The sequence below is a fragment of the Natrarchaeobius chitinivorans genome (assembly GCF_003841505.1).
In the GTDB taxonomy this organism is placed as follows: Archaea; Halobacteriota; Halobacteria; order Halobacteriales; family Natrialbaceae; genus Natrarchaeobius; species Natrarchaeobius chitinivorans.
Genome location: NZ_REGA01000021.1, coordinates 1 through 21729, shown reverse-complemented (window position 1 = coordinate 21729; position 21729 = coordinate 1). Strand labels below are relative to the sequence as shown.

The 21729-nt window shown below is 62.9% G+C and carries 21 protein-coding genes; 8 read left to right on the top strand and 13 right to left on the bottom strand.

Going from position 1 to position 21729, the window contains the following annotated elements:
* Nucleotides 1-59 precede the first annotated feature (59 nt).
* Entirely contained in the window at nucleotides 60-452 is a 393-nt protein-coding gene (locus EA473_RS18670) for a DUF5811 family protein (RefSeq protein ID WP_124197162.1), read from the top strand.
* Nucleotides 453-456: 4 nt separating this feature from the next.
* Here EA473_RS18670 and EA473_RS18665 read toward each other — a convergent pair whose 3' ends face one another.
* Nucleotides 457-1122, bottom strand: a complete 666-nt coding sequence (locus tag EA473_RS18665) for a hypothetical protein (protein WP_124197161.1) — start codon at nucleotides 1120-1122, stop codon at nucleotides 457-459.
* A gap of 306 nt (nucleotides 1123-1428) precedes the next feature.
* On the opposite strand from EA473_RS18665, the gene EA473_RS18660 reads away from it, so the two are divergent.
* Nucleotides 1429-1602, top strand: a complete 174-nt coding sequence (locus tag EA473_RS18660) for a DUF1059 domain-containing protein (protein WP_124197160.1) — start codon at nucleotides 1429-1431, stop codon at nucleotides 1600-1602.
* 240 nt (nucleotides 1603-1842) lie between these two features.
* Here the strand turns inward: EA473_RS18660 and EA473_RS18655 are convergent, their stop codons facing one another.
* From EA473_RS18655 to EA473_RS18645, 3 genes are all read right to left on the bottom strand, one after another.
* Nucleotides 1843-2283, bottom strand: a complete 441-nt coding sequence (locus EA473_RS18655) for a DUF6276 family protein (protein WP_124197159.1) — start codon at nucleotides 2281-2283, stop codon at nucleotides 1843-1845.
* Between the two features lie 42 nt (nucleotides 2284-2325).
* On the bottom strand, nucleotides 2326-3069 hold the full coding sequence (locus EA473_RS18650; RefSeq protein ID WP_124197158.1) for a V-type ATP synthase subunit D: 744 nt from the start codon (nucleotides 3067-3069) through the stop codon (nucleotides 2326-2328).
* 147 nt (nucleotides 3070-3216) lie between these two features.
* The gene (locus tag EA473_RS18645) at nucleotides 3217-3585 is read right to left on the bottom strand and encodes a DUF5518 domain-containing protein (protein ID WP_124197157.1); all 369 of its coding nucleotides are present in this window, start codon (nucleotides 3583-3585) and stop codon (nucleotides 3217-3219) included.
* Nucleotides 3586-3666: 81 nt separating this feature from the next.
* Here EA473_RS18645 and EA473_RS18640 point away from each other — a divergent pair, with 81 nt between their 5' ends.
* Together EA473_RS18640 and EA473_RS18635 are read left to right on the top strand one after the other, a co-directional pair.
* A complete protein-coding gene (locus EA473_RS18640; RefSeq protein WP_124197156.1) occupies nucleotides 3667-4662 on the top strand; it encodes an NOG1 family protein in 996 nt (331 codons plus the stop codon).
* Between the two features lie 175 nt (nucleotides 4663-4837).
* Entirely contained in the window at nucleotides 4838-5161 is a 324-nt protein-coding gene (locus tag EA473_RS18635; protein WP_124197155.1) for a hypothetical protein, read from the top strand.
* A gap of 52 nt (nucleotides 5162-5213) precedes the next feature.
* Here the strand turns inward: EA473_RS18635 and EA473_RS18630 are convergent, their stop codons facing one another.
* The 4 genes from EA473_RS18630 to EA473_RS18615 all read right to left on the bottom strand — a co-directional run bounded on the left by EA473_RS18630 (nucleotide 5214) and on the right by EA473_RS18615 (nucleotide 10049).
* Nucleotides 5214-6206, bottom strand: coding sequence for a ribonucleotide-diphosphate reductase subunit beta (locus EA473_RS18630; protein ID WP_124197154.1), 993 nt, complete (start codon nucleotides 6204-6206; stop codon nucleotides 5214-5216).
* 51 nt (nucleotides 6207-6257) lie between these two features.
* Nucleotides 6258-8720: a ribonucleoside-diphosphate reductase subunit alpha gene (locus EA473_RS18625; RefSeq protein WP_243645315.1), complete on the bottom strand. Its 2463-nt coding sequence runs from the start codon at nucleotides 8718-8720 to the stop codon at nucleotides 6258-6260.
* On the bottom strand, nucleotides 8687-9190 hold the full coding sequence (nrdR, locus tag EA473_RS18620; protein ID WP_124197152.1) for a transcriptional regulator NrdR: 504 nt from the start codon (nucleotides 9188-9190) through the stop codon (nucleotides 8687-8689). Before nrdR ends, EA473_RS18625 begins: the two co-directional genes overlap by 34 nt.
* A gap of 388 nt (nucleotides 9191-9578) precedes the next feature.
* Complete coding sequence (locus tag EA473_RS18615; protein WP_124197151.1) at nucleotides 9579-10049, bottom strand: NYN domain-containing protein; 471 nt, start codon at nucleotides 10047-10049, stop codon at nucleotides 9579-9581.
* A gap of 262 nt (nucleotides 10050-10311) precedes the next feature.
* On the opposite strand from EA473_RS18615, the gene EA473_RS18610 reads away from it, so the two are divergent.
* Entirely contained in the window at nucleotides 10312-11076 is a 765-nt protein-coding gene (locus tag EA473_RS18610; RefSeq protein WP_124197150.1) for an SDR family NAD(P)-dependent oxidoreductase, read from the top strand.
* Between the two features lie 58 nt (nucleotides 11077-11134).
* On the opposite strand, the gene EA473_RS22435 is transcribed toward EA473_RS18610, so the two are convergent.
* The 3 genes from EA473_RS22435 to EA473_RS18600 form a co-directional block, all read right to left on the bottom strand.
* Nucleotides 11135-11284 carry a DUF7557 family protein gene (locus EA473_RS22435; RefSeq protein ID WP_165875329.1) on the bottom strand — a complete coding sequence of 50 codons (150 nt, stop codon included), beginning with the start codon at nucleotides 11282-11284 and terminating at the stop codon, nucleotides 11135-11137.
* 154 nt (nucleotides 11285-11438) lie between these two features.
* On the bottom strand, nucleotides 11439-13073 hold the full coding sequence (locus tag EA473_RS18605) for a sensor histidine kinase (RefSeq protein WP_243645313.1): 1635 nt from the start codon (nucleotides 13071-13073) through the stop codon (nucleotides 11439-11441).
* A 424-nt stretch (nucleotides 13074-13497) separates the two neighbouring features.
* Nucleotides 13498-14049: a hypothetical protein gene (locus EA473_RS18600; RefSeq protein WP_124197148.1), complete on the bottom strand. Its 552-nt coding sequence runs from the start codon at nucleotides 14047-14049 to the stop codon at nucleotides 13498-13500.
* Nucleotides 14050-14238: 189 nt separating this feature from the next.
* Here EA473_RS18600 and uvrA point away from each other — a divergent pair, with 189 nt between their 5' ends.
* Both uvrA and EA473_RS18590 read left to right on the top strand, forming a co-directional pair.
* Nucleotides 14239-17202: an excinuclease ABC subunit UvrA gene (uvrA, locus tag EA473_RS18595; protein WP_124197147.1), complete on the top strand. Its 2964-nt coding sequence runs from the start codon at nucleotides 14239-14241 to the stop codon at nucleotides 17200-17202.
* 100 nt (nucleotides 17203-17302) lie between these two features.
* Nucleotides 17303-17716, top strand: coding sequence for a hypothetical protein (locus tag EA473_RS18590; RefSeq protein ID WP_124197146.1), 414 nt, complete (start codon nucleotides 17303-17305; stop codon nucleotides 17714-17716).
* 172 nt (nucleotides 17717-17888) lie between these two features.
* On the opposite strand, the gene EA473_RS18585 is transcribed toward EA473_RS18590, so the two are convergent.
* A complete protein-coding gene (locus EA473_RS18585) occupies nucleotides 17889-19433 on the bottom strand; it encodes a sensor histidine kinase (protein WP_124197145.1) in 1545 nt (514 codons plus the stop codon).
* Between the two features lie 112 nt (nucleotides 19434-19545).
* On the opposite strand from EA473_RS18585, the gene EA473_RS18580 reads away from it, so the two are divergent.
* Nucleotides 19546-20553 (top strand): WD40/YVTN/BNR-like repeat-containing protein, encoded by a 1008-nt coding sequence (locus tag EA473_RS18580; RefSeq protein ID WP_124197144.1) that lies wholly within the window; start codon nucleotides 19546-19548, stop codon nucleotides 20551-20553.
* A gap of 35 nt (nucleotides 20554-20588) precedes the next feature.
* On the opposite strand, the gene EA473_RS18575 is transcribed toward EA473_RS18580, so the two are convergent.
* On the bottom strand, nucleotides 20589-21356 hold the full coding sequence (locus EA473_RS18575) for a TrmB family transcriptional regulator sugar-binding domain-containing protein (protein WP_124197143.1): 768 nt from the start codon (nucleotides 21354-21356) through the stop codon (nucleotides 20589-20591).
* Nucleotides 21357-21729 lie beyond the last annotated feature (373 nt).

Here is a 21729-nt window from a genome sequence, read left to right as displayed (position 1 = left end):
ATTCACCGAAAGCGAACGCTTTTCATCGACCAACTCGTTTGTGGGACCACACACTTCTCATGAACGGAAATACGCCGTACGCAGGGCTGCCAGGAGAGACGCAGGCCGGAAAGCGAGCCGCGGCGGACGTTCCGACCCTCTCGAGTACACAGAAACGACTGCTCCACCGGGACGTCTCCCGGATCGCCTCTCTCACGCGCGAGTACCTCCCCAACGAGTACGTCGTCGACGCCGACGTCTCGAGCGGGCTCTCCGGTCCACAGGTCACGGTCGCCGTCAGACCACCCGTTGGCCACGCCGTCAGCGCCGGTTTCACGCCCGACGTCGAGGACGCTGCAGAGGAGATCATCAGCTCCGACGAGCGAAACGAGGTCGCCCGCGGGCTGGCCGCGAGCGCGGCGTTTCAGGTCAAACAGGCGGTCAGCGACAACGTGACGCCGACTGGGAAATAAGAGGTCAGAAACAGACGACGAGTTCACCGGACTCGATCGGATCCTCCGGTTCCTGATACCGCTTCGTTTCGACGCGGGCAGCACCCGTTTCGTCGATCGCGTAGACGGCGGCGCTCGGGGTGTCTACGATATCGACGTCGCTGGCACCTGGGCTCCTTCGTCTGTCACTGATCATCAACTCGAGGCGCACGACGACTTTCTCGTCGTACCAGTCGAACGTCTCGATCGTCGGAACGGTAGCGTTGTAGTCCGTGATTGACTCGTTTTCGGGACAGACGGCCGCGTTTTGCTGATACGCGCGCTCGTGGTCTTTCGCGAACGTGGTGGCGGTCGATTCGGTGACTTCGTCTGGGGGATCCGGGTACGCTGCGGTACCAACGGTCTCGTACGCGGTGTCGCCGGTCTCGAAGACGTACTCGCCAGCGTCGACGTCACACGACGGTCGGTGGGCCGATCCGCAGTCGAACCGTTCTACGACCGTCGGTTCGGTTCCCGTTTCGCCGCCTGTCCCGTCGTCTGGCTCACCACCGGTTTCGTTCCGATCTGGGTCGGTGTCCCCATCACCTGTCTCCGAGTCGTCACCCGTCCGGTCCTGACTCGAGTCACTGGCGGTTCCACCACCCTCGAGACAGCCCGCGAACACGCCCGTCACTGCGGCAGTTCCGAGCAATCGACGTCGATTAATACCACACTATTTCTGTATGAATAATAAGTACTTTCTGCTGACGGATCAATGGCGTAGCGTTGCGCTCTCCGACGGCCGGAACCCGACCCGAGTCCTCGAGTCCCACTCGTTCGGTCAGGTGCTACGACGTACCGATGAAATCACTCCGGGTCGCGGTCTCCAGAACTGACGTGAATCAGTTTTCGAACAACGGTTATATACTTGCCCAGAGTAGTTACCATGGCATTCAATACCACGAATAGTGCCCTGGATGCCGCCGGTCTACCGGACGGACCAACGGATGTGAGAGAGATGACACACGCACACAAACTCGACTGCGAGGCGGCGGAATCCGATTGTCGATTTATCATCCAATCGGAAAACGAGGACGAGGCGATCGAACTGGCACAAAACCACATGAAAGAGGTCCACCACAAGGAGCTTTCGAACGAAGAACTCCGCGAGGAGCACCTCCAGACCGTGTGATTTCGTCGGGAAAAGCAGTGTGAAGCCGATCCCTTCTTTTGAGCGCTCACGCCGGGGACACGAACCTGTGACCGGCACCCCGCTGACTTCGACCCCGAAATCAGAGACCTTCCCCCGAGATTTCCCCGCTTCGGCCGCGACTCACAGACGGGCTAGTGCCTTCCGGATTACTGTACCGATGTACCGGCGCACCCGCCGCCGGGTCGCGGGTACGCCAGCAATGACGTACAGCAAACCGTATCAGTAAAGCAGTTGCTCGAGCTGGTGGGATCGTCGCTCGAGGTCGATTTGCGGATCGACCGAAGGGTCGGCCTCGAGGCGGTCGATCACGAGAAGCGGATCAGTACCCGCCCGTTCGACCGCACCCAGGAGCGATTCGATGGCGGATCGGTTGGTCGCCAACGACGAACACAGATCCAGCGCGATCGCAAGCGGGATCGCCCGGTCGGGATTGGTTGGAAAGGCGTCACTAACCCGGCTGAAGTCCGGTTTCTCGTCCGGTGGTGAGTCAGCCACGTCCGAATGCCCCTCGGCGGATTCGAGCGTGAGACAACGGGGACAGAACGCGGCGAAAGCCCCCGATTCGGCCGTGGTAGTCGCCACCGAGTCGGAGACGTATTCGCGGTACTCCCCGGGGACCGAAAACGAGATCACGGGAGTGTCACACGTTGAACAGACCATCTGGATCGGGGGTCGACGGCGTCGGGAGAACGGGTTCGTTGCTTACTGGTTCGCTGCGGGTGACTGGGCGGAGGTGTCCGGCTGGACGTCCTCGAGTTCGTCCTGGTCCGCTTCGGCTTCTCTCTGCTCGGCCTCCGCTTCTCGCTTCGCTTCTTTCTCCTCGGCTTCCTTTTTCTCCTTGATCTTCTTCAGGCGGAACGTCTCCTCGCGTTCCTGTTCTTCGAGTTTCTGCTCGATGTACTCCTGATTCTCGTAGAGTTCGGGCAGGAGTTTGAACTCGAGGGCGTTGACGCGGCGTTTGGTGGTCTCGATCTCTCTGAGCATCTTCTTCATCGCCGTCTCCACTTCCGCGGCGAGGATGATGCTCTCTAAGAGGTCCTCGTAGGCTTCGGCGGCCTCGTCGATGCGGGCCGAGGTTCCCATAATTCCGTAGCCACGCTCGTCTAAGCTCTTGGAGACGCGAGAGGACTCGATCTGGGGGACGACGACGCCCATGATGTTTTTCGACTCGGTGGTGATTTCGGGGTGTTCCTGCAGCGCCGCGGCGGCCCCGCGAACTGCGACGTCGCCTTCCATCGCTCGAGCCATGTTGATCTTCTTCTGGGCGGCCTCGTAATCCTCTGAGAGTTCGCCCCGGACGTCTTGTGCCTTGTCCAGAATGTCCATGAACTCCATGATCAGCCCGTCCCGTTTCTTCTCTAAGGTCCCGTGCCCGCGCTCGGAGAGTTCGATGCGATCCTCGATCTCCATCAAATTCTTGCGGGTGGGTTTGACGTCCTTGGCCATCTTGTGGGGGGCTTACGCCCGCAGTCGGATAACTGTTTACAGTTTTCTTCGAGCCGCGTGATCGACTTGCCGGCAGTGACCGGGCGACTACGGCCGGGCCCGACGGCAGACAGTTCGGTTACCGCCGCCGCCGCTTGAACTCCCGCGTTACTCGAGCGCACCGCCGAGCGCGCCGGCGATCGCGCTCTCTACAGCCATCACGAACGAGACGAGGACAGCGGTGACGAAGATGCCGATTCCGGCGATTCCGGTGATCACCCCGCCCACGGGACCGCCCGCCCAGCCCGCGATGCCAACGACGAGCGCGATGAGCAATCCGCCGACGATCCCGCCGAACGCGCCGGCGAGCAGCCCGTGCCAGAACCCGCGGGCGAGTCCCCCGCCGGCGAGGTAGCCCGCGACGAACCCCCCGACGAGCCCGGCCGCGAGCTGGCCGACGACGGGAAACGTCAGGCCGACGATTCCGAGGGCGGTTATCACGAGAAAGCCGACGAAAACGGCGCGCCAGTCGGTCATACTCGAGACACGTCGCGAACGACGATAAACGCTCGGCGCGGAACGAACGACCTTTTACGAACGCACCCCCTACGTCCGAGTATGATTTTCGAAGACCTTCCGACGACGCCCACGTCGGAAGAGTTGATCGACAAGGCGTTCTCGCGGGCAGCGCGGGCGGGGAGGGCCAAAGGTGGCCTCGAGGCCCAGCAGTCGATGCTCCAGACCGCGGCGAACATCATCTCGGACAACTTAGAGAACGTGGTGACGGCTTGGCCGGACTTCGCCTACGAGGACGACGTTCACCCGTTTTACTACGAGATCGCGGACGCGATCGTCGACGTGGACGAACTCCGCCAGAGTCTCTCGGAGGTGATGTGGGCGAGCCGAAAGGCCCGGGAGATCCACGAGGAGTACCAGTCGAAGCTCAGAAAGACCGATGTCGACACGGCACGCAAACACCGCAAGCAGGCCTTTGCGCGGCTGGCCGACATCGTCGAACAGATCGGCGACGATCTACTGTACATCAACGAATCGCGAAACGACCTGCGCGACCTGCCCGATATCGATCCGGACGAGCCGACGATCGTCGTCGCGGGCTACCCGAACGTCGGCAAGTCGTCGTTCGTCAACGACGTCACCAGTGCTCGCGGCGAGACGGCCTCGTATCCGTTCACGACGAGGGGGATTGGCGTCGGACACTTCGAGCACGACCACATCCGGTACCAGATCGTCGACACGCCCGGCCTGCTCGACCGCCCACCCGAGGAGCGAAACGAGATCGAATCGCAGGCGGTCAGCGCCGTCGAACACCTCGCCGACTGCATGCTCGTCGTCCTCGACCCGAGCGCCGAGTGTGGTTACCCCCTCGAGTCCCAACTCGAGCTTCGGGACGCGATCGCCGCCCAGTTCGATACCGTGACGGTCCTGACGATAGCGAACAAGGTCGACCGCGAGGAGGTCTGGAACGACGACCTGCTCTCCGAGATGGACGCCGACTATCGGATGAGCGTCGAAACCGGCGAGAACGTCGAACACGTCCTCGGGGCAGCCGTCGACGCGATCGACTACGAACCGGAGTTACCCTTCGAGGGGTGATCGGCGTGACCACACGTTTCGGACGGACCGATCCGCAACCGACACCGACCGTGGACGGTCGACAGCCACTGCCCGCTGAGGACGGGCCACAGCCGAGAGCGCCCGCGGACGGGCCACAGCCGAGAGCGCCCGCGAACAGCCCACGACCGCCGACGACTGCGGCCGAACGACGACTATGAAGGGACCTGGTATCCTCTGGATGCTCCAGACGGGGGCCGGCCTGTCGATGGCAGGACCCATGTTCGTCGTCGGTTTCGAGTTTCTCCGCACCGGTCGAACCGTCGCCGGCGTCGGCTTCTTCGCGCTCGGACTCGTCGCGCTTTACTTCCCGACCTATCTCGTCAACCGAATCGGCGGACCACGGGCCTGGATTCGCCGCCGGATCGGCAGGTTCGGGAGCGAAGACGATTCCGAGGAGGAAACGGCAGCCGACCTCGAGGGCAACGACGAACTCGAGCGATCGCGCTCGAGTCCCTTAGATCGCCTCAGGGGTCGGTGACGGTCGACGGAATCCGGAACTGATACAGCCGATAGTATGAACGTCGGAACCGCTACCAGTCGAGGCTTCCGCCGCTCTGGTACTCGGTCACTTGCGTTTCGAAGAAGTTCTTCTCCTTGTTGAGGTCGACCTGCTCTGACATCCACGGGAACGGGTTGTCGGTTCCGTACTGGGTCGGTAACTCGAGCTGGCCGAGTCGCCGGTCAGCGACGTACTCGACGTACTCGGCGAACTGCTCGGCGCTCATCCCAAGTATCTCGTCGGGGCAGGCCTCGTAGGCGTAGATCTTCTCGAGGGAAACGGCTTCGGTGATCAACGCGGTCACTTCCTCGCCGAACTCGTCGGTCCAGACGCCGGGGTGTTCCGTTCGGATCTGCTCGATGAGGTCGACCCCGAAGCCGACGTGAAGCGACTCGTCGCGCATGATGTACTCGAACTGCTGTCCGATTCCGACCATCTTGTTCTGGCGTTTCAGGCCGAGCATCATCGCGAAGCCGGCGTAGAAGAATATCCCCTCCATGATGACGTAGAAGCCGACGAGGTCCCGGAGGAAGTTTCGGAGATCCTCGTCCGTCTCGATGGTAAAGCCGTCGACGTCGATGACTCGAGTCAGCTCGACGACGAACTCGTCTTTTTCGGCGATGGATGGGACGCGGTCGTACATGCCGTACATGTACTCCGGCTCGAAGCCGAGGGAGTCACAACAGTAGATGAACGTGTCGGTGTGGATCGCCTCCTCGTAGGCCTGCCGGAGCAGGTACTGGCGACACTCGGGGGCGGTGACGTGGTCGTAGACCGCGAGGACGACGTTGTTCGCGGTCAGCGACTCGGCCGTCGAGAAGAACCCGAGGTTCCACTCGACGAGTTGCCGTTCGGCCTCGGAGAGGGCGTCGCCGTTCCACTGGGAGACGTCGTCTTGCATCGGAATCTCCTCGGGGACCCAGTTGTTGTTCACCCCCGCCTCGTAGTACTCGCGGGCCCAGTCGTAGTCGATCGGCAGTATCTTGTTCGGGTCGTGTTCTGCGTCGTCGTTGAGTATTGGCATCGTCGGAAAGCGTGTGGTATCGATTCGGTGGTTCGTTTTCGGTCGACAGCGTTACTGGCAGGCCTCGCAGGTCGGATCGTCGACCCGACAGAGGTCGTCGTCAGTCGAACGGCCGCCGTCGGACTCAAGGTCGTCCCCAGCGTCGCCTCGGTGCTGGCTCTTCCCGTACTCGTCCATGTCGAGCGTGGACTTTTCGATCTGGGACGCCCCGAGCGTTCGGAGGTAGTACGTCGTCTTCAGCCCCAGTTCCCACGCGAGTTCGTAGACGTCGGTCAACAGCGAGCCGTCCGTCGACGGGAAGAAGACGTTGTGCGAGATGGACTGGTCGATCCAGGTCTGTCTGTGTGCAGTCAGGCGGATCTGGTGGCGCGGATCGATCTCGAACGCGCCGCGATACAGCGCTTTCAACTCGTCCGGGACGGCGTCGATCTCCTGGATCGAGCCGTCGTGGTACTTGATCCGGTCGACTATCTCCTCGTCCCAGCGGCCGCGCTCTTTCAGGTCCTCGACGAGGTGGTCGTTGACGACCGTGAAATCGCCCGACATGTTCGATTTCACGTAGAGGTTCGAGTACATCGGCTCGATCGACGGCGTCGTCCCGTTGATCGTCGAGACCGTCGCCGTCGGCGCGATCGCCATCGTATTCGAGTTGCGCATCCCGTGTTCAGCGACGTGTTCCCGGACGACGTACCACTCCAGGCGCTCCTCGCGTTCGGTCGGGATCTCGCGACCGCGTTCGTCCTCGAGGCGATCGACGGTGTCCTGTGGGAGCAGTCCGCGATCCCACTTCGAGCCCTCGTAGGAGGGGTACGAGCCCCGTTTTGCGGCGAGTTTCGACGAGTTGAGGATGGCGTGATAGGAGACGAACTCCTGCCAGCGGTTTGCGACCTCGACGGCTCGTTCGGAATCCATCGGAACGCCCAGTTCCATCAGGGCGTCGTGAAAGCCCATCGTACCGAGACCGACGGGACGGTGGCGCTGATTCGAGCGTTCGGCCTCCTCGGTCGGGTAAAAACAGAGGTCGACGACGTTGTCGAGCATCCGCATCGCCGTCTCGATCGTCTCCGCCAGATGGTCGCGGTCGAGTTCGCCGTCGGCGACGTGGGTGGCGTAGTTTACGCTGCCGAGGTTACAGACGGCGTGTTCGTCCTCGCTCGTGTTGAGCGTGATCTCCGTACAGAGATTCGAAGAGTGGACCGTTCCGGCGTGGTCCTGTGGCGACCGAACGTTACAGGGATCTTTGAACGTCAGCCACGGGTGGCCGGTCTCGAACAACCGCGTGAGCATCGTTCGCCAGAGGTCCTCGGCGTCGACGCGCTCGTACTGTCTGAGTTCGCCGTTCTCTGCCCGCTGTTCGTACTCGCGGTAGCGCTCCTCGAAGGCTGATCCACACAGATCGTGAAGCTCCGGCACTTCGTCGGGACTGAACAGCGTCCACTTCTCGCCGCGCTCGACCCGCTTCATGAAGAGATCCGGAATCCAGGCCGCGGTGTTCATATCCGGCGTGCGACGGCGCTCGTCGCCGGTGTTCCGCTTCAGGTCTACGAATGCCGGGAAATCGAGGTGCCAGCAGGCGAGGTACGCACACGCCGCGCCGCGGCGTTTGCCAGAGCGGTTGATCGCCGCGGTGACGTCGTTGCTGATGCGAAGAAACGGGACGACGCCCGTCGACTCGACGCCCGTGCTCTCGATGAGCGCCCCCGCGGATCGGAGGTTCGTCCAGTCGTTTCCGAGTCCGCCGCTCCACTTCGAAAGCTGTGCGTGGTGTTTGTAGGAGTCGAAGATGTGCTCGAGGTCGTCCTGGACCGTCGTCAGGTAACACGAGGACAGCTGCGGGTGGGTCGTCCCGCTGTGAAACAGCGTCGGCGTCGACGGCGTGAACTCGAGACGGGAGAGGACGTCGTAGAACTCCTTCGCTCGCCGCTGGGGGTCGTCTTCCTCGATCGCCAGCCCCATGGCGACCCGCATCCAGAACGCCTGTGGCAGTTCGAGGTGCTCGCCGCCCTCTTCGGTCTTGAGGAAGTACCGCTGGTACAGCGTGTCCATCGCCATGTAGCCGAACTCCTCGTCGCGCTCGAGTTCGAGAAACGACGCCAGTTCGTCGAGGTCGAAGCGCTCGAGCAGACGCTCGTCGAGGAGGTCGAGGTTGACGCCTCGTTCGACGTTTTCGACGAACGTTTCGCGGTACGTCCGGTCGAGTTCGTACTCTGTGAGTTCGTCGCCGAATATCTCTCGGTAGTACCGCTGGCGAAACGCTGCGGCGGCGATCCGGTCGAACGCCGGTTCCCGCTCGATTCGCGCGGTGAGCGCCTGGATGACTGCCTGGTAGACCTCGTCTGCTGACGCGCCGTCGTAGAGCGTGCGTCTGATTTCGGTGACGAGGTCGTCTCGATCTTCCTCGGGGAGAACCCCCTCGTATCCGGCCCGTGCTCGGTCGACTATCGATTCGACGTCTGGTGTCTGAACGGTCGATTGCTGACTCATGTGTTCGAAGAACTGTCTGCTGGCTGAGATCGGTCGAAATCGTCGACTTCGTCGTCGAGGACGGCGTCGAGTTCTCGGCGGAACTCCTCGGGATCGGAGAACGCTTCGTAGACCGAGACGAACCGAACGTACGCGACCCGGTCTATCTCGTGTAACCGCTCCGAGACGAGTTCGCCGATTACGCTCGAGGTGACGAGACGCGTCTCTCGTTCCTGTACCGTTCTCTCGACGTCGTCGACGAGTTTCGTCACGGTTCTATCGGCTATCCGTCGCTTCTCGACGGCCCGTTCGATACCCGCACGCAACTTCGAGCGGTCGAACGGCTCGACGGCTCCGTCGCGTTTTTTCACCTGGAGGGAGTTCCACGCCGGACGCTCGTAGGTCGTAAATCTGAACGAGCACCGTTGACACTCGCGCCGCCGCCGCACGGACGTTCCGTCGGCGCTCGGTTCGGTGTCGATGACGCGCGTTCGTTCGTCTCCACAGTCCGGACAGTCCATAGTTGTGACTGGTCGTCTCCTCCCTCTCGACCACACATATCGGGTGTGCGGTGTTTCAGCCGTAATATCTGGTGTCACCTCCTCCCACATAAAGCCTTCCCAACTGAATTGGTGTAGTACAAGTGTACTTGTACTCGGGCGGAGAAGCGAGAACGAGGGGGAGACTGGGCTATAGTAGCCACTGCGAGTCAACATACACCTGGCCACACGACGAGAGCGCGGTTCGGAGCGAACGCGGTTCGGAGCGAACGCGGTTCGGAGCGAACGCGGTTCGGAGCGAGAACCGCGGAACAGCGAACGGGGAACGAAGTGACCCGTGAGCGACCGAACTGAACGAGAATCTCGACAGCGAAGGAAATCGAACGCGATGCGCGGAAACGACTCGAGCCTACGACTCGAGCGTGATCGCCTCGTCGGCGGCGTTCTGGAGGGCGTCCGAGCGCCCCAGTTCGCCCGGTGCGATCGCGACAGTGCCGATGGCGACCGTGCCGGCGTACTCGAGGACCGGCTTGAAATCCGTATCCCGCGAGGCGATCGCGAGTCGGTCGATGGTTCCCTCGCTCGCCAGTGCAGTCGCGTCGACGGCGAGTTTGACGTCGACGTCGCCGCTGGTGATGACGACCTCGAATCCCCGCGCCTCGGCCGCCTGAATAAGTCCCGGCGTCGCGTGTTCGTCGAGGTAGAGTCGGATAACGCTCACGCGGCCGAGGTCGCGTGCGGCGTCGCGGAGGTCGTCCAGGTCGACGTCGAACTCGTCGCGAAACACGTTCGGCCCGTCGACGAACAGGCCAACGGCTGGCTCGCCGGATCGACCGGTCGACGAGTCGGGATTCAGGAGGGTCCGAACGCGCTCGAGCATGGCCGTTCTTTCCGGAGCGGGCAGTTAGGTGTGACGAAACGGGGTGGCCTCTCGAGCGTCGCTTCATACGGATTGCTGTAACTGTGTACCGGAGCGACCGCAGGACGGTGGCCGGTCTTCGGTAACGACGTACAGTAACCGTATCAGTCGGAGATCCTTTCGACGGGAACGCGTTCCACCCCCGGGCGACGACCTATCAGTGTCCGTGAATTGGGTGTGCGTTTTTCCCCGGCGACGGTGTGGGTCTTCGGGTGGTGTACCAATGACACGATTCGACGAGACGACGGCGGTCGTCACCGGAAGCGGGTCGGGAATCGGACGAAAGACCGCACGAACGCTGGCGGAGGACGGTTCCGACGTCGTCGTCGCCGATATCGACCGCGAAAACGGTGAAGAGGCGGCGACGACGATCGCGAACGAAACGGACGCCGATGCGACGTTCGTCGAGGTCGACGTCACCGACGACGCTGACGTCGAGCGGATGGTAGAGACGGCCGTTTCGGAGTACGGCGATCTCGACGTCGCCGTGAACAACGCCGGCCTCGGGAGCAAACTCGAGCCGACGGCCGACGTCTCCGAGGACGACTGGCAGCGGATAATCGACGTGAACCTGACCGGCGTCTGGCGCTGCCTGCGAGTCGAGATCGACGCGATGCTCGAGGACGGGGGCGGCGCGATCGTCAACACGGCCTCGATTCTGGGGCGGGTCGGAACGGAGGGGGCACCCGCATACACCGCCTCGAAACACGGCGTCGTCGGCCTGACGAAGGTCGCGGCCCTCGACTACGCGTCGGAAGACGTCCGGGTCAACGCCGTCTGTCCAGGGTACATCGAGACGCCGATGCTTGAGGAGGCGGGGCTGTACGAGGACGAAGAAACCGTCGACCAGTTGCGCGAACTCCACCCGCAGGGCCGACTCGGCGAGCCACAGGAGATCGCCGACGCGATCGCGTGGCTCTGTTCGGACGAGGCGTCGTTTGCGACCGGCGAAGCGATGGCGATCGACGGCGGATACCTGAGCAGGTAATCTCACGTCTGCAGTCGGATCGGCGTCTCGACTGCCGACCGGATACGCGAGTCCTGCGTCACTCGGAGTACCCTTCCTGGAGGAACGCCCCCTCGGTTTCGTAGATCGTGAGGAGTTCCTCGAGAAATTCCTCGTACGTTTCGCCGTCCTCCAGGTGGCTGTCGAGGCGGTCTCTGAACTCGTCGGTGATTTCGATTGTGTGGCTCATGGTGGTGACGGACGGGACGTCCTGGTCGGTACTGAGGACAGCGTAAAAGAAATACCCTTGGTATAGTCTAACAAGATATCGACTGTCCCACACAACGGGGGCTGAGAGCGTTCAAATTTCGGCTGAGTGCGTTCGATACGCCGATAGAGACCGATCAGGACGTCGGCTGAGGGCGTTCGAGACTCGGAACCGTCACTTCGAACCGCGCACCGCCGTTGGGTCCGTCCGTTGCCTCGACGGACCAACCGTGGCCCGCGGCGACGTCCCGTACGATCGAGAGGCCGAGACCCGTTCCCGCGTCGGCAGTCGTATACCCGGGTTCGAAGACGTCCGCACGGATCTCGGCTGGAATTCCCGGTCCGTCGTCTTCGACGTAGAACCCGTCGGAGTCGGACAACTCGCCGACGGTTATCGTCACGTCGGAGTCGCCGTGATCGATCGCGTTCCGATACAGGTTCTCGAATAGCTGTTGCAGTCGGTCCGGATCCGCCTCGAGGACGGTCCCGAGCTCGATGTCGACGGCGAGTTCGGCATCCTCGGCCGCGATCATCGTCCACGACTGTCCTGCGATCGACGAGAGATCGACCCGTTGGACGTCGTCGATCGAGGCCCCGTCTCGAGCCAGGACGAGAATGTCGTCGATCAGTTCTTCCATTCGATCGAGGGCTTCGACGACGTCCTCGAGGTGGTCGGTTTCGTTCTCGGCGACGGCGAGTTGTGTTCTCCCCTGCGCGATCGAAAGGGGGTTCCGAAGGTCGTGGGAAACGACGTTCGCGAACCGTTCGAGTTGATCGTTCTGTTGTTCCAACCGCAGGCGATACTGTTCCCGGTGGGTGACGTCGGTGAACACGACCGCACGGCCGATCCGCGTCCGATCCGCCGAAAAGGGGTTCTCCGAGACGGAATAGAACCTGATTTCTTCGCTCACGTCGGCCTCGAGCAACTGCTCTTCGGACTCGAGTACGTCGGCGACGTCGGGTAACAACGTTTCGAACTGTCGTCCGATGCTTCCCGAGAGCGAAGGGAAGAGATCCAGTGCTCGGCCGTTGTAATCCCGAACCTGATCGCGGTCGTCGAGAATAACGACCGGTTGATCGGTTTCGCTGGTGGCTCTGACGATCTGAAACCGCTCGAGGTAGACGTAAAAGACCCCGATCGAAAATGCAGCCACGCCGAGCGGAGAGTACGTGATGTCGAGGAGCAGCGGCGAGACGACGCCGAGTACGTCGAAGACGACCGGCAGACCGGTGAGGCCGACGAGGGCGAAAAGCGGCGTCGTATCGGAGCTAACGCGGACGAACAGTTCGAGCAGCATGAAAAACCCGACGAACGAGAGCGCGTAGGCGAATCCCATCACCACCCAGTGAAGCGGTTCGTGGTGGATCTGGAGGGTGGGAAACGGCGTCGTAACGAGTTCGGTGACGAAGTACTGCTCGTGAATCGGGTTCGTCACTTTCACCCCGACGATCACGAGGAAGACGGCGACCGCGATCCGACGGATCGTCTCGTTTCGGTGAAGCGACCGGCCGGTGTAGGCCGAACAGAAGTAGAGCCAGGGTCCGACGGCGGCGATTCCGGCGATCAGCCCGCCGGTAAACAGCACGTACTGGAGTCGGGGACTCGAGGCGACGAGATAGCCGACGTGCGTGGCTGCCCAGACACCGCTCGCAAGCAACAGCCAGTAGAGGCCGCGGCGCGTGTCCTCGTGTTCGATAGCCGCCGTCCGTCGGAGACTCACGAAACAGACGAGTGCGCCGACGCCGAAGACGAGAGCGTACCCGAGCCTCATTGATCCGACCGACGACAGTCCCCCCAGCATTCGAGTGTTTGCTGGAGTTGGGAAACGACCCTCATTGTTCTTCCGGCAGGGATCACGCCGATCCGGACTGACACCCGTCATCACGCCCCGATCGGACTGATACCTGTCATCACTCGAGGTCTCGAGGACCGGTAACGAACTCGAGTTTTCGTGGCTCACGGGATCGCTCTCGGAGAGTCGATCGAAGCGAATCTCGGACGGGCGTCCCTCAGCCGGTGGGACGGAGGGCGGGTCGAGGTCGCGTTCGCAGAGCACCTACGGACAGCAGACCGTATCAGCAGCGTCGCCGTCGGTGACGGTAGGCCGTATCAGTAGCGTCGCCGTCGGTGTACCATCTCGTGTGGTAGTGCCCATCGCCGGATCGGACAGAACGTCAGACGCGGGCCGGTCCCAGTCAGCGAGGTGAGTCTCCGTCCTCGTCCGCGGGGTCGCCGTTCTCGTCGGGTTCGGCTTCATCCGTGGTTTCGGTCCGTTCAGACTGTTCGGCCGCCGCCTCACAGAGTGTCTCCCGCTCGTCGAAGTACGCCGGCGCGTCCTCCTCGAGTTCGAACTCGACGATCCGTTCGATCGCCTCGACCTCGTCGTCGGTCGACTGGAGCGCCTCGGCGAGTTCCGTGTAGCCGGCGGCGAGTTCCTGAAACGCTTGCATCCGGGCTTGCTTCGCCTCGACCAGTAACTGCTTTTCCTCGAGGTCCCGCTGGAGTTCCTCGATCGCGTCGACGTCGATCTCCTCGCTGGTGGGACGGTCCGTCGACGACGGCGTCGCCGGGCCGACGTTTCGTTCGCCGAGTCGGGTGCGGATCTCGGCCATCTCCTCGTCGATCTCGTCGAGTAACTCGTCGGCTTCGTCGCTCATCGTCTCTACCCGCCCGGAGAGGAGGCCGGCCTGCGTCCGACAGTAGTCGACGAATTCGCCGACCGAAACCGATGGACCGTCGTCGCTCATACCGGTCAGTTAGCGTTCCCGACCGAAGTCACTTTGGACGCGCCCTCGACTCGCCGTTGAAGGTCATATGCTAGCACAGTACATCCTATTCCGTTTTCAGGCTTGTTAAGTCCCTTCGGCCACTGACGCAATTACGATGAATCGGGTATCGAGTCGCGAAACCGTTCAGTCACCAGTATCACCTCGCCCATGAGTATGGATCACATCGAGGTTCGAGGTGCAGAAGAGCACAACCTGAAAGACCTCGACGTCACGATCCCCCGCGAATCGTTCACCGTGGTCACCGGACTTTCGGGATCGGGCAAGTCCTCGCTCGCGTTCGAGACGGTCTACGCCGAAGGGCAGCGCCGCTACATCGAGAGCCTCTCGGCGTACGCCCGGAACTTCCTCGGGCAGATGGACAAACCACAGGTCGAAACTGTCGAGGGCCTCTCGCCGGCGATCTCGATCGACCAGAAAAACGCCGCGAACAACCCTCGCTCAACGGTCGGGACCGTCACCGAACTGCACGACTATCTCCGTCTCCTCTACGCCCGCGTCGGCACGCCACACTGTCCCGACTGCGGGCGGGAGGTCGGCGAACAGAGCGCACAAAACATGGTCGAGCGGATCTTCGAGCTCCCCGAAGGAACGAAGGCGAAACTCGCCGCACCCGTCGTCCGGGACCAGAAAGGCGCGTTCGAGGACCTGTTCGACGAACTCGTCTCGGAGGGCTACGCCCGCGTGGAAGTCGACGGCGAAGAACACGACCTCACGCTCGAGAAGCCGGATCTCGACGAGAACTTCGATCACACGGTCGACGTAATCGTCGATCGGGTCCGAGTTTCCGCCGAGGACAGACCGCGAATCGTCGACAGCGTCGAGACGGCACTCGAGGAGGCAGACGGCGTCATGAAGGTTATCCTCCCCGATCCGCCAGCCGAGGCCGCCGCGGATCTCGGCGAGAAAGCCCGCCGGACGGGTGCGCTCGGCGACGAGGTCGAAGAGGACGACCGGTTCGTCGCCGAGTTCTCGAAGGATCTGGCGTGTACCCACTGCGGGATCGACGTCCCGGAGATCGAGACACGGAGTTTCTCGTTCAACTCGCCACACGGTGCCTGTCCCGAGTGCGAGGGACTTGGCGAGACGAAAGAGGTGGACGAAGACCTCGTGATCCAGGACGAATCGAAGCCGCTGAAGGAGGTCTTCGAGCCCTGGAGTTACAACCGGTCGTACTACCGCACCCGCCTCGACGCGGTCGCAGGGCACTTCGACGTCTCGCTGTCCACGCCGTTTGCCGACCTGGGCGAGGACGTACAGCGAGCGTTCCTCTACGGCACCGACGACGAGGTCGTCTTCAAGCGCAGTACGAAAAACGGCACCCGACGCAAGCGAAAGCGCTTCGAGGGGATCATCCCCAACCTCGAGCGCCGGTACCTCGAAACGGACTCCGACTCGACCCGCGAACACATCGAGGACTACATGTCGGTGACGGAGTGTCCGGCCTGCGACGGCACGCGTCTCAAGCCCGCAAGTCGGGCCGTTCTCGTCGACGCGACGTCGATCACCGCGATCAACGGAATGAGCATCGGCGACGCCCTCTCCCACTTCGAGTCGATGGAGGCCGACCTCACCGAGCGCGAGAAGGTGATCGCCGAGGAGATCCTCAAAGAGATCCGCGCACGACTCGGCTTCATGGTCGAAGTCGGCCTCGAGTATCTCACCCTCGACCGCGAAGCCTCGACGCTTTCGGGCGGCGAGAGCCAGCGCATTCGACTCGCGACCCAGATCGGCTCCGGGCTCGTCGGCGTGTTGTACGTCCTCGACGAGCCGTCGATCGGGCTCCACCAGCGGGACAACGACCGCTTGCTCGACACCCTCGAGGAACTCAGAGATCTCGGTAACACCCTCCTGGTGGTCGAACACGACGAGGAGACGATGCGCCGTGCGGACAACGTCATCGACATGGGCCCCGGGCCGGGCAAACGCGGCGGCGAAGTCGTCGTCAACGGTCCCGTCGAGGAGGTCAAAGCCTGTGAAGAGTCGCTCACGGGCGACTATCTCTCGGGTCGAAAGCAGATTCCCGTCCCCGACGACCGCCGCGATCCAGACGGGGTGCTGACGATCCTCGGCGCGAGCCAGCACAACCTCGACGACGTCGACGTGGACCTTCCGCTCGGCTGTTTCACCGCGATCACCGGCGTCTCCGGCTCCGGCAAGTCCACGCTCATGCACGAGGTGCTGTACAAGGGTCTCGCCCGCGAGATGAACGACAACACGAGCGTCATCCCCGGCGACCACGACGCGATCGAAGGGATAGACGAGATCGAGACCGTCCGGCTGATCGACCAGTCGCCGATCGGTCGCACGCCCCGGTCGAATCCGGCGACGTACACCAACGTCTTCGACTACGTCCGCGAACTGTTCGCCCAGACCAAACTCTCGAAACAGCGTGGCTACGAGAAGGGCCGGTTCTCGTTCAACGTCAAGGGCGGCCGCTGTGAGGAGTGTGGTGGGCAGGGCACCGTCAAGATCGAGATGAACTTCCTCTCGGACGTCTACGTCCCCTGTGAAGAGTGCGACGGCGACCGCTACAACGACGCCACCCTCGACGTCACCTACAAGGGCAAGACCATCGCCGACGTCCTCCAGATGAGCGTCGAGGAGGCCTACGACTTCTTCGAATCCTCGAGCCAGATCCGGCGGCGTCTCGAGCTGTTGAAAGACGTCGGCCTCGATTACATGCGACTCGGCCAGCCGTCGACGACGCTGTCGGGCGGAGAGGCCCAGCGGATCAAACTCGCCGAGGAACTGGGGAAAAAAGACTCCGGCGAGACGCTGTACTTGCTCGACGAGCCGACGACCGGACTCCACTCCGAGGACGAGCGCAAGCTCATCGACGTCCTCCACCGGCTGACCGACAACGGCAACACCGTCGTCGTCATCGAACACGAACTCGACCTCGTGAAAAACGCCGACCACGTCATCGACCTCGGACCCGAAGGCGGCGAGAACGGCGGCGAGGTCGTCGCCACCGGCACCCCGGAGGAGATCGCCCGCCTCGAGGACTCCTACACCGGACGCTACCTCCGGGACCTGCTGCCCGACGTCGACCTCGAGGGGCCACGCGGCGAGCGCGTCGAACCGGTATCAGCGCCGATGGACGACGACTGATTCTCGTCCCGACTGGCGACCGGTATTCGTCGCACTTGACGTCTCCGTCGGTCCCGCGCGACCGGAACCCATTAAACCGTTCCTTGCCACGTCTCACCGCATGAGCGAACGCAAGGATACCGTCCGTCGCGGCTTTGCCGCCGCCGGGTTCGTCACGATACTTCTCGCCGGCGGTATCGTCGTCTTCTGGGGTGGGCTTTCCGCCCCCGGAGCGGCGTGGCAGATCGGCTGGCTCGTCATCGTCGGCCTCACGCTGTTCGCCGCCGGCGTCCGCGAGCGGCTCCCGCTCGGCGTGAGGACGGTCGGCTGGCCTCGCGTTGCCGCCGTCGGCCTCGCACTGCTCGCGGTCGGCTCGAGCACCGTCGGCTTCGCGACGTTGCTATCGGGACCGAGCGGCTTCGGGCTGTTAACCGCCGCCGTCACGCTCTTCGTCGCGGTGTACGGCGGGCTCTTCGCGCTCGAGTGTTGGTTCGGCGGGCTCCGAATGGACGAGGAGACGTTCGCGGTCGAGTGACGGGGACAGATCTCTCCTGACGTTGTGACGGGGACGGATCTCTCCTGACGTTGTGACGTGGACGATTCCCTCCTGACGCCGTGACCGGGTCGGTTGCCCCCTGGCGCTGTGACGGGGAGTCGGCCGGCCGGTTCCTGTACGAGCCGAGACGGATACGTCCGGTTCGACCGGATCACGCCGCGTGTTCCGCCACAGCCGTTCGGAACTGATCTTCCCCGCGGGTTTCCTGTGGGAACGAGAGCGTCACCGCAGTGCCGCCGCCAGGCCGGTCTGCGAACTGCACGTCGCCGCCAGCGTTTCCGGTGATCCAGCTGACGAACCACAGTCCGAGTCCCGATCCGTGTGCCAGCTGGGTCTCGGTTCCCTCGAGGACTGCCCGCCGTTCGGACTCCGGAATCCCGTCGCCGTCGTCGGCGACCGTAAACTCGAGCCGGGAAGTCGACGTGTACTCGGCGACTTCGACGGACAGTTCGACCGTCGGGACGTCGCCGGGTTCGTCGACCGAACGGAGTTCCGACACCGGTTCGCTGTCGGGTCGTCCCGTCCGGTCGCCGTCGAGTTGATGTTCGACGGCGTTGTCGACGAGTTCGTCGAGTGCGTCGACGACCGCGGCGTCGACCACCGGCGATCCCGAGTCGGCGGTCGTCGTTTCCGTCCGAGAGACGATCCGAACGCTCGGGTACGCGGCTCTCGCTCTGTCGACGACCGACCGGAGCGCGTCCGTCGCCTCGATCGTCTCCGTTCGATCGTGGCGCTCGAGTTTTCGTTCGACACCCCGGGCCTTGTCCGCGGTGGCGAGCAGGTCGTCGATCTCCTCGCGGATCGGGTCGACGTGGCGGCGCTCGAGGGTCTCGTCGTGCTCGCCGAGGAGGTTCGCGTGTCCGCGGATGACGGTAAAGGCGTTGCGGAGGTTGTGACGCAACACTCTGTTGAGGACCTGTATGCGCTGTTCTCGATCGAGCTGATCAGTCACGTCGCGAGCGACGACGACGTAGCTACCCTCGCGGTCGTGTGCGCTGATCGTCACGTGCTGTTGAAACGTCGTGCCGTCGACTCGGCGGCCCGTCAACGTCCCCTCCCAGCGTCCGTTCCTGACGACCGCGGGAATCGCGTCCCGTTCGATGGTGACCAGCGACTCGTTCGTGTACTGTTCACCCCACAGTCGCCCCTCGAGAGTTCCCGGATCGGAGAGACCGTACAGGGATGCGTACGCGTCGTTGGCGAAGACGAGTCGGTCGTCGGCGACGACGGCGATGGCGTCCATCGCGGCGTCGACTGCGTGGGATAGGCGGTCGGTTTCGCGCCGGTGTCGGGACCGATACACCGCGAGATGACCGACGACGCCCCCGAACGCCGTTCCGACGGCTGCCCCGTGTAACAACGGGAGACCGGCGCTTTCGGGAACGGTCGATGCGCTCTGAGCGCCCAGAGCGAAACTCCAGAGGAAAAGCCCAGCGGTCAAAACGCCGCCAGCGACCGAGCATCCGGAGACGATCGTCGGTCGCTCGCAATCGATCCGATCGGAACGGATCCACGCGCCGTACCAGAGAAAGCCGAGTCCGACCGTCGTCGGAACCGCCAGTTCGAACAGCAAGACCGGAGGCGGACTGCTCCCAAGCTGCCAGTAGAGTCCGCAAGCGACGAGCAATCCGACGCCGAGCGACGAAATCGATCGGCCGTGGAGAGAGTCAGATCGGGACCAGCGGGAAATTGGCATCGGTATAACAGATCACTATCCGAATACGCATCCTATAAATCAATTGGCTGTCGTATGACACATGACTGGATATCATCACGAACGCTTTCCGTCCGGCGAGCGTACACGCCGTATGGCAACGCTGTACGTCGCCTTACCTGACCGTCTGCTAACGTGTAACGGGGATCCCGACGGAGGCCAGTGGACGACCGAAACCCGCCTCAAGGGACGACGGCTCGAGTGCGTCGCGGTCGCTCCGACGTCGCCGAACCGAGCGTTCGCCGGGACGTTCGAGAGCGGTCTCTTCCGAACTACCGACGGCGGAACGACGTTCGATCGCCTCGAGACGCCGTTCGAAAGCGATGCCGTGACGGCAGCAACGATCACCCCCCACGATCCGGAGACGGTGTATGTGGGTACCGAACCCAGTCGCGTCTATCGATCCGCAGACGGCGGCGATTCGTGGACGCACCTCGAGGGAATCGCCGACCTCCCCTCCGAACCGGAGTGGTACTTTCCACCACGACCCCACACACATCACGTCCGCTGGCTGTCGGTGGATCCGTTCGATCCCGACCGACTCTACGTCGGTATCGAAGCGGGTGCGTTCCTCCTCAGCACGGACGGTGGTGAAAGCTGGATCGAACGGCCGGCGGGGGCGCGCCGTGACAACCACAGTCTCGCAACCCACCCCGACCGCGACGGACTCGTCTACGCCGCTGCCGGTGACGGCTTCGCGGTGTCGACCGACGGGGGCGAGCGCTGGGACCACCCACAGGACGGACTCGAGCATCGCTACTGCTGGAGCGTGGTTCCCGATCCCGGCGATCCTGAGACGGTGATCGTCTCCAGTGCGAGCGGGGCCTCGACGGCGCACACGCCGGAGTCCGCCGAGTCGTACGTGTACCGGCGACGCGGGGACGAAGACTGGCACCGACTCGAGGATCGTGGACTCCCGACCGGCGAAGGAGTCGTCCGCGCCGTATTCGACACGACCGGCTCCGACGGGGAGATTTACGCGGTCACGAACGAGGGCGTCTTTCGCTCGACCGACTTCGGCGACGCGTGGTCGCGAGTCCCGATCGACCGGCCGGAGGTGTTCGTCGAGAAGACGCCACGCGGACTGGTCGCACTCGAGTGAACAGTCGGGCGAATTTCGGAGTCCCTGCCGACGCCTCACCCGGAGGTAGTCGCCTCGCCCTCGTAGAGTTTCACTGCCGATGCACCGATATCCTCGACGGTCCCGCTGGGTCCGCCGACCGAGACGACGCCGTGGTCCGACTCGACGAAGATGTTGTTCTCCGAGGGAAACGAGTTCGTCATCGGAAAGACGATGTTCTGTCTGACGTTGATCACCGGGCCGTCGACGACGTCGCCGTACGCTCGATTTTCGCCCGCAACCTCGACCGTCGCGTAGAGGTCGTGTCGATCGCGAAGACGCTTTGCGGCGTCGACGACGGCGTAGAAGAAACTGTCGTAGGTGTGGGGCAACGGTCGCGGATCGGCCGCGTAGATCTCGTCACCGCGACGCCAGAAGTTCACCACGAGGCTCGTCAGTTGCATGTTTCCGAAGAACTCGTCGTCGTAGGTAAGCGTCCGACCGACGTCGGCATCGGGGTCGTGGAGCTGTGAGACGGTGACGAGACCGCTGTGATAGTCGACCATGCTCGAGGTGACGTTCGCTCCGTGTTGTTCCCAGTATCGGACGATTGTGGCGGGAAACTCCCGCTCGGCGACGTCCTCGTAGGAGAGGTTGTTGCTGGCGAGCAACAGCAATACCAGCACACCACGGTCGATGGCGTCGGCGAGGACGTCTTCGATCTCGGGCACCAGTTCGACGGGAGCCGCGAGAGCGACGATCTCTTCGGAGGTGCGTATCTGGCCGCGAAGCTTCGAAAGCGCTTTCTCTCGAGAATAGACGTTCTCGTACGACTGTGTGCCCATTCGTATTACCGTAGCTGTCGGTGGAGCAACGCAAAAAAGTGTCGGGTACGTGGTGGTTTTCCGACATCTCGGCAGTGAGTCAGTATTCTAATACCCTCCCAAGCGTCGACTGATGAGCGAAATCGGACCACACCGCGTAATTTCGCTCATCAGTGCAGGCTTGGGACGCCACTAGTGCGCTCGCAAGTGTGGACAGCCTAGTCCTGCTTTTTCTCCGTGATAGTTGGATAGAGCCGGAGTAACTTCGTTCGGGCATCATCGGCAGTGAACTGCCAGTCGATCGAGACGGTAGCCTCGTTACGGTCAGTTTCCCACGCGGCGACCTCCGTTCGGAGTGTCGCCGCGTCAGGGATGCGCTGGTTGAGGCACTGGG

Excerpts from the sequence above, each read along its gene's own strand:
- EA473_RS18670 (WP_124197162.1), top strand. The coding sequence starts at position 60 with ATGAACGGAAATACGCCGTACGCAGGGCTGCCAGGAGAGACGCAGGCC.
- EA473_RS18660 (WP_124197160.1), top strand. The coding sequence starts at position 1,429 with ATGACACACGCACACAAACTCGACTGCGAGGCGGCGGAATCCGATTGT.
- EA473_RS18655 (WP_124197159.1), bottom strand. The coding sequence starts at position 2,283 with ATGGTCTGTTCAACGTGTGACACTCCCGTGATCTCGTTTTCGGTCCCC.
- EA473_RS18650 (WP_124197158.1), bottom strand. The coding sequence starts at position 3,069 with ATGGCCAAGGACGTCAAACCCACCCGCAAGAATTTGATGGAGATCGAG.
- EA473_RS18645 (WP_124197157.1), bottom strand. The coding sequence starts at position 3,585 with ATGACCGACTGGCGCGCCGTTTTCGTCGGCTTTCTCGTGATAACCGCC.
- EA473_RS18640 (WP_124197156.1), top strand. The coding sequence starts at position 3,667 with ATGATTTTCGAAGACCTTCCGACGACGCCCACGTCGGAAGAGTTGATC.
- EA473_RS18635 (WP_124197155.1), top strand. The coding sequence starts at position 4,838 with ATGAAGGGACCTGGTATCCTCTGGATGCTCCAGACGGGGGCCGGCCTG.
- EA473_RS18630 (WP_124197154.1), bottom strand. The coding sequence starts at position 6,206 with ATGCCAATACTCAACGACGACGCAGAACACGACCCGAACAAGATACTG.
- nrdR (WP_124197152.1), bottom strand. The coding sequence starts at position 9,190 with ATGGACTGTCCGGACTGTGGAGACGAACGAACGCGCGTCATCGACACC.
- EA473_RS18615 (WP_124197151.1), bottom strand. The coding sequence starts at position 10,049 with ATGCTCGAGCGCGTTCGGACCCTCCTGAATCCCGACTCGTCGACCGGT.
- EA473_RS18610 (WP_124197150.1), top strand. The coding sequence starts at position 10,312 with ATGACACGATTCGACGAGACGACGGCGGTCGTCACCGGAAGCGGGTCG.
- EA473_RS22435 (WP_165875329.1), bottom strand. The coding sequence starts at position 11,284 with ATGAGCCACACAATCGAAATCACCGACGAGTTCAGAGACCGCCTCGAC.
- EA473_RS18605 (WP_243645313.1), bottom strand. The coding sequence starts at position 13,073 with ATGAGGCTCGGGTACGCTCTCGTCTTCGGCGTCGGCGCACTCGTCTGT.
- EA473_RS18600 (WP_124197148.1), bottom strand. The coding sequence starts at position 14,049 with ATGAGCGACGACGGTCCATCGGTTTCGGTCGGCGAATTCGTCGACTAC.
- uvrA (WP_124197147.1), top strand. The coding sequence starts at position 14,239 with ATGAGTATGGATCACATCGAGGTTCGAGGTGCAGAAGAGCACAACCTG.
- EA473_RS18590 (WP_124197146.1), top strand. The coding sequence starts at position 17,303 with ATGAGCGAACGCAAGGATACCGTCCGTCGCGGCTTTGCCGCCGCCGGG.
- EA473_RS18585 (WP_124197145.1), bottom strand. The coding sequence starts at position 19,433 with ATGCCAATTTCCCGCTGGTCCCGATCTGACTCTCTCCACGGCCGATCG.
- EA473_RS18580 (WP_124197144.1), top strand. The coding sequence starts at position 19,546 with ATGGCAACGCTGTACGTCGCCTTACCTGACCGTCTGCTAACGTGTAAC.
- EA473_RS18575 (WP_124197143.1), bottom strand. The coding sequence starts at position 21,356 with ATGGGCACACAGTCGTACGAGAACGTCTATTCTCGAGAGAAAGCGCTT.